Here is a 3944-nt window from a genome sequence, read left to right as displayed (position 1 = left end):
ACACAGAGAAAACACGAGTAATGGTTAGTCACTGCTCCTTATTTTCTCCTTCACTTCTCGGTGGTGATTTAATTACTTGTTTACTGATGCATCCGACTAAATGTAAAAGTGTGCTTTTAAACGCCTATAAGCGTTTTTTATACAAATGTTGCAAACTAAGTGAGTTAACTCAAACGTGTTACTTTCAATTTAATCTTACCGGTATTAGCACCATAAAATCGGTCTAAGTCATTTGCAAACGGGCAAAACGCACCGGATTTTTCTATTTGAATATCAGCGCCGCCTGCTATTTCAAATAAATAATCGTCGTTTTTATTAATGGCACCAACTAATGAAAACCACTGCGCGCGTGCAAGTCTTCTAAAGGGTTCTAGTAAAGCAATGGGAATTTCTTTTACGCCAAGTTTCACGTTATCGCGATGCCAACCCAAAGGTGAGCATTTTATACCATCATCAAACCAATACTGATCAGGGTAGGGCGTAAAGCGATAAGTTGCGCCTTGCTCTAGCATTAGCCCTGTATTGTTATAAAGTTCAGAGGCAAATACCATTACATCTTGGCTTTGGTTTATTGCCAATACACTCATATTTTGATTTGCGAGCATAATGTGCGCGCTAAGACCTGTAAAACTAAGCGTGTTGTTGTCGCTGTAGCTAACTTTGTAGTGCTGTTTTTTAAGGGATTCAGGACGGTAACTCGTTAGTTTGTTTATTCGCTCAGCTACGCTGTGATGTATTAAAGGCTCAAGTTTACTGGCTTCGTTATTAATGAGTACATGGCAGTCTCTATCAATTAATTTAAATAGTGGATTGAACCAAAAGTAATTTTGCTGATGGCTTAATGCGAGTGGATCAGGAATAACGGTTACATCATCTTGTGCTATTAAATTGCTATTGGGCAGCAATGCTTCGTAATCAATATCGTGACTGGTTAACAAGGATATAGTAAGCGGCTGCTCTATTAACCACTCCAGTGCATAGCGCAGGCAAATATCAGCAAGGCCATCGCGATAATAACCTCCACCAATATCAGAGTGCGCACCTGCAAACCACAGTTCGGTAATATTACTTTGATGGTTCATTAGCGTGGGTTCAAACGCACGGCGTTTTTCGTCAAGGGCTACGCAGTGCAGCGCTTGAGTAATATTGTTGGCAATGGTGTGGTTTTCAAAAATAACGTGTTCTGCGCCGCGTGTAGCTTTACTTACTTTAGATAAACCAATAGAGGCGACAGTATCAAACACACATACATACACGTTGTTGCTTATTAAGGGCTCTAAACATTTAGCAAAACGTCTGGCAAGCGCAGCGCCTCGGCTAAAGCCTGTTAGCAGTATAGTATCGCCTAGTTGATAGTGAGCTTTAAAGTCGCTTAATGCTTGATTTAATATACTGGCTACGTCATCACTTTGTGGTGCGAGGGCTTGGTTTAAAATACGTTTAAGGCGGCTGCCTTTGGTACCAATACCTTGATAATAAAAACTGAGTTGGTTAGCAAATGGAGTAACGGGGGAGTCTTCTAATTTACCGCCAAGTAGTAAATGCAATTTTAGAATATTAGAAATACTGACGTCTTCTTTAAAATGATCTGAGCTAAATTGCTCTGCATCACGGGGCTCGTTTCCTGTGCCGTCAAAGTTAAAAATTAGCGTTTTGCCTGTCATAACCCAATTCCCTTAGTTGTTTTAAATACTCTACACAGACAATGTTAAATATTAAAGACAATATTTAGGTTAGTAACAAATACGCCAACTAATTTGTTGGCGTATTAAAAGTGCGGGTTATAGGTTATTAAAAGTATAGTGATTTAGCTGCGTGCCCTCTGCGGGTTTCAATGCGGGGTTTAACTTAATTAATTGCTCGTAAACCTCAGGATAAAACGTTTTTAATCGTGCTGCGCGAGAAAGGTGATTCGGTTCAATTTTCTCAACAAGCTGCAGGGCTAAAGGAATCATTGGGCTTAACTCCCCTTTGGTGTAGCTTTGCTCAAGCGCTAAGTCGAGCATATCTACGCCTAATTTTTCTAAATCAGCGGGTATTTTATTATCAATTAAAAATTGTACTACGTCGCTGGTGACTAACATAGCTTGTGTATAAACGTCGCGCCCATGTATATCGGTAATCGAAAAATCAAAACCAGCTTGTTTAAGCTTTTGCCATTGCTCAAGCGGAAAACGACTTAATCTTGCTAAATCACTCGGTGGCTTAGGTTCAACTCGGCTTTGCCAGATCGTTATAAAGTCATGAGGCTCTAATAGTAGGAATGTAAAAAGTGTATCGGTTTCTGTTTGAGTTAATGGTGTACTAAGGCTGTACTCATAAGCTTTTTGGTAATCTTTTTCAGACAAATATTCGCTGAACGCGCTATGACTTCTATCGTTTGAAAGCTGATTACTTAGTATACTCCACCAGTAATTAACTAATACGGGGTCTTGTTCTTGTAAAACATATTCGAAGTTATTACCGTGCTCTTTTTTTACCTCTAGCACCGTATTATATGCTCGCATAGTAGAGTGTAATTGTTCAGTAGCACTTAACTGCTGCTGTAATAGTTCACAGTTTTGTCTTTTATTATCTAGATCTTCCTTTTGTTGCTTCAAACCTACTAAAAAACGTGCAACATCAGAATTATCGGGCTCACTCACTTGAGGCAATGTGGCGTTATCTATTTTACCAATAGGGTTAAAGTAAGCATATTGCTCAGGGTTTTCCTGGCCATTAATATAGGCGCCTTGCTGGTAAATAAAATCACTTACAAAAAAAACGCCTTTGCTATTTAGATCGTCATTAGCATTGCCGCTATGAGCTTTATAGCCCTGCTCTGTAAGGTAGTTTAACATTTGAGTATGCTTTGCATCTAAAGGGGCTAGTGTTAAGTTACCACTTTTAGGCAGGCTTACTATTGCAACGTCTAAACCCGTAAATAAGCCTGGCTGATTGGTTGGTGTTACGCCTAGTTGCTGCAGTGCTTTTACAAGCGGTAAATTAAACTGGCTTACGGCAATATCAGCCATGTTATACAAAACAGAATTTTCTTCGTACAGCGGCATAGCATCGAGTAACGGCACCTGCTTCATAAGCGCAAAAATATACTCATTAGGAATGTTGTTTTTAATCGCAGTAGCCACTTCATTTACTGTAAATTGGTTAGATGAAATTGCCTGCTCAAACTCTTTTGGGGTAAATTTATTTGCATTAAGCACAAACAATGTAGCCGGGGAAATAACCTCACTGCCTTCAAGTTTAATAAACGTTTTAGAGTAAGTGGTAAATGTATCAGTGTTGTTTAATAAAGCATAAAGGGTTTCTTTTTGTACATTTTCATCAAGGGGTACACTCAGAGTAAGTCCTGGAGGGCTATGCTTATTACCTCCAAGCTGTTGAATCATTTCTTTTACTTTATCATTGGTGAAGCCTTTAATTGCCTCAATGCCTTGCCAATTAGCTAATTCGTTTAAAGAGCTAGTAATATTAAGCTGCTGTTTTTGCTCCGCAACTATGGCATCTCTTAAAAAGGCAATATATTGACGCTTATTGATTTCTGATAGGTTTGCATACTTTAAAATCGTAGGGACCGACGTCCCTTTTTTAAGCTCACTCACAAAAAATGAAACAAGCGATTGGTTTAAATTATTTATTTTTATATGTTGTTGCTGTGATTGATCTCTGCAAAGGCGAATATCTTTTTTTAGATCTGTGACTATTCGTAGCGGGGTGCCTTCTGCGGGCTGCTTTTTATTAACTAAACTAGGCTCAGTGGCATTTGGTGCAGCCACGTTGGTCTGCTCTACAGCGGCTGTGTTAGGCTGGGTTTTAAATAGGTATAAAGCCAAAGCCGCTATAATTATAAGTCCGAGAAGTAGCTTTTTCATAACCGCCAATCCTTTGATGTTATTAAAATATTCTCATATCGTACTACTTTAGGTACGCAAAGTGCAAAAAAG

General features: G+C 39.0%; 2 protein-coding genes. Both read right to left on the bottom strand.

Annotated features, from left to right (window positions below):
* Positions 1-164 precede the first annotated feature (164 nt).
* A complete protein-coding gene (locus P20652_RS03820; protein ID WP_008171280.1) occupies positions 165-1664 on the bottom strand; it encodes a DUF2235 domain-containing protein in 1500 nt (499 codons plus the stop codon).
* 117 nt (positions 1665-1781) lie between these two features.
* Positions 1782-3872 (bottom strand): hypothetical protein, encoded by a 2091-nt coding sequence (locus P20652_RS03825; protein WP_008171279.1) that lies wholly within the window; start codon positions 3870-3872, stop codon positions 1782-1784.
* Between the last annotated feature and the right edge of the window lie 72 nt (positions 3873-3944).

Origin of the sequence: Pseudoalteromonas sp. BSi20652 (assembly GCF_000239855.1) — a bacterium.
Lineage (GTDB): Bacteria > Pseudomonadota > Gammaproteobacteria > Enterobacterales > Alteromonadaceae > Pseudoalteromonas.
The sequence above is the reverse complement of the archived record's forward strand: the minus strand, read 5'-3'. Positions and strand labels throughout refer to the sequence as shown.

Excerpts from the sequence above, each read along its gene's own strand:
- P20652_RS03820 (WP_008171280.1), bottom strand. The coding sequence starts at position 1,664 with ATGACAGGCAAAACGCTAATTTTTAACTTTGACGGCACAGGAAACGAG.
- P20652_RS03825 (WP_008171279.1), bottom strand. The coding sequence starts at position 3,872 with ATGAAAAAGCTACTTCTCGGACTTATAATTATAGCGGCTTTGGCTTTA.